5 protein-coding genes, 2 pseudogenes and 1 other annotated feature are annotated in these 3,890 nt (G+C 51.5%); of the genes and pseudogenes, 3 read left to right on the top strand and 4 right to left on the bottom strand.

Features of this window, described 5'->3' with window-relative positions:
• Both QZ506_RS10820 and QZ506_RS10815 read left to right on the top strand, forming a co-directional pair.
• Window positions 1–130, top strand: a pseudogene (locus QZ506_RS10820) (integrase); the annotation flags it as partial.
• Between the two features lie 78 nt (window positions 131–208).
• On the top strand, window positions 209–763 hold the full coding sequence (locus QZ506_RS10815; RefSeq protein ID WP_291971028.1) for a hypothetical protein: 555 nt from the start codon (window positions 209–211) through the stop codon (window positions 761–763).
• Between the two features lie 25 nt (window positions 764–788).
• Here QZ506_RS10815 and QZ506_RS10810 read toward each other — a convergent pair whose 3' ends face one another.
• From QZ506_RS10810 to QZ506_RS10800, 3 genes are all read right to left on the bottom strand, one after another.
• Window positions 789–1,409 carry an L-threonylcarbamoyladenylate synthase gene (locus tag QZ506_RS10810; protein ID WP_291971026.1) on the bottom strand — a complete coding sequence of 207 codons (621 nt, stop codon included), beginning with the start codon at window positions 1,407–1,409 and terminating at the stop codon, window positions 789–791.
• A gap of 22 nt (window positions 1,410–1,431) precedes the next feature.
• Complete coding sequence (locus QZ506_RS10805; RefSeq protein WP_291971024.1) at window positions 1,432–2,355, bottom strand: PHP domain-containing protein; 924 nt, start codon at window positions 2,353–2,355, stop codon at window positions 1,432–1,434.
• A gap of 210 nt (window positions 2,356–2,565) precedes the next feature.
• Entirely contained in the window at window positions 2,566–2,790 is a 225-nt protein-coding gene (locus QZ506_RS10800; protein WP_291971022.1) for a hypothetical protein, read from the bottom strand.
• Window positions 2,605–2,708, top strand: a sequence feature (Trp leader region). (Overlaps the previous gene by 104 nt.)
• On the opposite strand from QZ506_RS10800, the pseudogene QZ506_RS10795 reads away from it, so the two are divergent.
• Window positions 2,775–3,686: pseudogene (locus QZ506_RS10795) on the top strand (chorismate-binding protein); the annotation flags it as partial. The gene QZ506_RS10800 and the pseudogene QZ506_RS10795 overlap by 16 nt on opposite strands.
• Window positions 3,687–3,724: 38 nt before the next feature.
• Here the strand turns inward: QZ506_RS10795 and QZ506_RS10790 are convergent.
• Window positions 3,725–3,890: IS1 family transposase (locus QZ506_RS10790; protein WP_291971030.1), on the bottom strand; the 166-nt coding region annotated here is incomplete at its 5' end.

Raw genomic sequence — 3,890 nt, 5'->3', positions numbered from 1 at the left:
AAGTTTGTCAGCTCGCTTATATACTGAAGAGAAAGGGAAAGACTACGCACAAAAACTATTAGGGCATAAATCAGCAACCATGACCGACAAGTACCGGGATGTACGTGGCTCAGAGTGGACAGAGGTGTAATTATTTCGATCTAATTTCGAGTAATTTCGATCGATTAATTGTAACTAACTGAATAAAAAGGATAATATTTATCCTCCAATGTTGGAGCAACTGCTGCGTGAAGCGCATCAGCGGGGGGACAGCGCCCTGTGGCTTGAGGTGATTAGCAGCAATGCGGCAGGCGTAGCCTTGTATGACAGGATGGGGTTTACGCATCAGGACACACTGTGCTGCTTTACTGCACCACTGGCGAGTGGAACAGTAACCAGTACGATAACATTAACGCGTTGCGATCCGGTCACCGCTATCGGCAGCATGATCGCAGCACCTGATGACGCGTTACCCTGGATGATCGATCCTTTGGGCACGGTCACACTGCCGTCACAAGGATATCGCTGGGGCAATGACGCCTACGCCATTGTTGCCACCGCGTTTACCAAGCCACAGTTGCGGACGCTTCATGTCACGCCTGCCGCCCGGCGGCAAGGTCATGCACGACGGGTACTTCAGGCACTGGCCGCGCAGTTCAAGGGGATTTCAACGCCTGTCGCCGTGCCGCAGGCGTTGACTCCGTTGTTTTTACAAGCAGGCTGGGAACAGCATCCGATTACCCAATTTTTGCTGTGCCATTCGCTGTCGGAACCTGAAAGCTGAACATAATGCACAGGGTGCGCATTTATCACTGAAACGGTGAGATATCACCAGTGCCTTCACGCACGACAACCGGCGTGGAGTCAGTTAAATTGATTACCGTTGTGGGTTTTTGCCCCAGAAATCCACCGTGGATAATCAAATCTATCCGTTTGCCCAAATGATCCTGAATTTCCTCCGGATCGGACTCCGCAAAATCATTGCCCGGTAGCATCAATGTAGTCGACATCAGCGGCTCATTCAACGCTTCCAGCAGCGCCAGTGCAATCTCGTTAGAAGGCACACGCAAGCCGATGGTTTTGCGCTTTTCACTCATCAATCGACGCGGCACCTCTTTAGTGGCTTTCAAAATAAAGGTGTAGTTACCGGGCGTATTGTTTTTGATCAGGCGAAATGCTGCATTGTCCACATAGGCATAGGCGGATATTTCGGAAAGATCGCGACACACAATGGTGAAGTTGTGGTTGCTGTCCAGATGGCGAATTTTGCAAATGCGCTCCATAGCATTTTTCTCCCCCAGCATACATCCCAATGCGTAACCGGAATCGGTGGGATAAACCAGCACGCCACCTTTACGCAGCACATCAACAGATTGATTGATCAACCGTGGCTGAGGGTTTTGTGGATGAATATAAAAAAACTGACTCATGATACGTCCTTAACCTTCGAATTTAGCGCGACATTTCACGTCCGTCTCGGTGCAACGCTTCTGCGGTCAACGGCAGTGAAGCCATCACAGGATGTTGCCACACAGGCGTTACACCGCCTGGCAACCAGAGCTTGCGTCCCAACTCTATCCAGGCACAGGGACGGTGAAAATCAGAGCCCTGCGAGGCATGGAGCTGAAAATCCTGCGCGTAACGCGCCAGTTGAGTTCGTTCGTCCGGCGCTTGTTGGCACTGGGCTACCTCCATCGCATCCCCCGCTGCTGCCACAAAACTGGTCAGCACCCGCTTGAGCCATTTGGGAGACAAATCATAGCGCCCAGGATGTGCCAGTACCGCCACACCGCCCGCATGATGAATAACATCAACGGCTTCTGCTATTGTACACCACTGCGGCGGGACATATCCGGTTTTCCCTTTTGCCAGATAGGATTTGAACACCTGCCCCACATTGCTGGCTTTGCCCTGCTCCACCAGAAAACGGGCAAAATGACCACGTGTGATTTCTCCCTCTCCTGCAAGGCGCTGTGCCCCTTCCAGTGCGCCCGGAATACGCGCCTTCTCCAACTGTTCACTGATTGCCTGTGCACGCTGCCAGCGGCGCTCCTTCTGCTGTTCGAGCAGATGCGTCAGGGCGATGTGTTCGGGATCAATACCTAAACCGACAATATGAATCTCATGATTTTCCCACATGGTGGAGATCTCAACCCCAGGCACCAGCCGTAACGGCAGATTCAATGCGGCTATCGCCTGTTGCGCGGCAGCCACGCCTGCCACGGTATCGTGATCGGTAATCGCCAGAACACCAACGCGCATCTCAACGGCGCGTTGTACCAGTTCACCGGGCGACAGTTCTCCATCCGAAGCGGTAGTGTGGCTGTGCAAATCAAACAGCGGACTGGGAGACAGAGCAACGGAAAGTTCTGACACACAGGCACCTATGGTTGTTAATGCTGCTCAGGGGATCTGAGACACGGGACATCATGCCATTAAACACCGCCGGAGGGGAACCACACGACCGCGGTGCTATACCGATAAAATAAAATGTGTTAACCCGTTAACAATGCGCTCATGAACTAGTTAACTAGTACGAAAGTTCAGCAAATAGATGGAAATGTGATAATGGCAACGCACTTTCTCTCAATGGTAAATAGCATCCTGCACGGCAGCTTCAAAACCGGTGGTTGGTGGCGCTCTTCCCTGTGGCGGATGGAATATTAACGCATAGCTGTTATCACAACATGCAAAATCTCTAAACCCGCTTAATTCGCGGGTTTTTTTATGACTTACTGCTGTGCGATGACGTAAAACCGACATAAAACAAACAGCAGACAACCAGAGTAGCGACGATGCAAACATCAGCAACGATATCTTCATCCACCGATAAGCCGCAGCTTGAACTGCTGCGCATCGAAGCCGCTTATCGCGATAATCCGAGCGCGGTTTTCCATCAGTTGTGCGGCGCCCGGCCAGCCACGCTGCTGCTAGAATCCGCTGAAATTGATAGTAAACAGGATCTGAAAAGCCTGTTGATCATTGATAGCGCACTGCGTATCACCGCACTGGGGCAGCAAGTCTCCATTCAGGCATTGACTGCTAACGGCACGACACTACTGCCACTGCTTGACCAACTGTTACCGGCAGATATTGATGTCGCCGTGCGCCCCAACGGCCGTGAATTAATCTTCCCTGCGGTTGATACCCTGAAAGATGAAGATGCGCGTCTGCGTTCTCTGTCCGTGTTTGACGCACTGCATCTGCTGCAAACGCTGGTAACCAGCCCTGCTAATGAGCGGGAAGCAATGTTCTTCGGTGGTCTGTTTGCTTACGATTTGGTTGCCGGGTTTGAAACGTTACCGCCACTGAGCCAACAGCAGCGCTGCCCGGATTACTGTTTTTATCTGGCAGAAACCTTGTTGATTCTGGATCACCAACAGCGTGTTACACATTTACAGGCCAGTCTGTTCACGCCTGATCCCACCGAACGTCAACGCTTACAACATCGTCTGGCACAGTTAGGGCACCAGTTGCAGCAGCCAGCACCCGCGCTGCCACGCCAGACGCTAGTGGATATGGCGCTCAGTTGTAACCAGAGCGACGAAGAATACGGTGCCGTGGTACGTCAAATGCAGGAAGCGATTCGCATTGGTGAAATCTTTCAGGTGGTGCCATCACGCCGTTTCTCCCTGCCATGCCCATCGCCACTGGCAGCGTACCAAACGCTAAAAGAGAACAATTCCAGCCCCTATATGTTCTTTATGTAGGATCAGGGTCGTGTATTCAATGAGTTGATGTAGCATCAAACGTAGTACTCGCGTTCTATGTAAGTACCGATGATCCTATCGTGCATTTCGGATGATTTTGAATATCCGAGCGTCTTGCGATTGAGCCGTTGCAATCGGTTACGCAGTGTCAGATGTGCACGCTCAATACGCTGTGTATACAGCTTGCTAACAATGTGTTTT

Origin of the sequence: Candidatus Symbiopectobacterium sp. (genome assembly GCF_020054415.1) — a bacterium.
GTDB lineage: Bacteria > Pseudomonadota > Gammaproteobacteria > Enterobacterales > Enterobacteriaceae > Symbiopectobacterium.
This window is presented reverse-complemented; position numbering and strand designations above follow the sequence as displayed.

Coding starts and splice junctions, on each gene's coding strand:
- QZ506_RS10810 (WP_291971026.1), bottom strand. CDS start 1,409: ATGAGTCAGTTTTTTTATATTCATCCACAAAACCCTCAGCCACGGTTG.
- QZ506_RS10815 (WP_291971028.1), top strand. CDS start 209: ATGTTGGAGCAACTGCTGCGTGAAGCGCATCAGCGGGGGGACAGCGCC.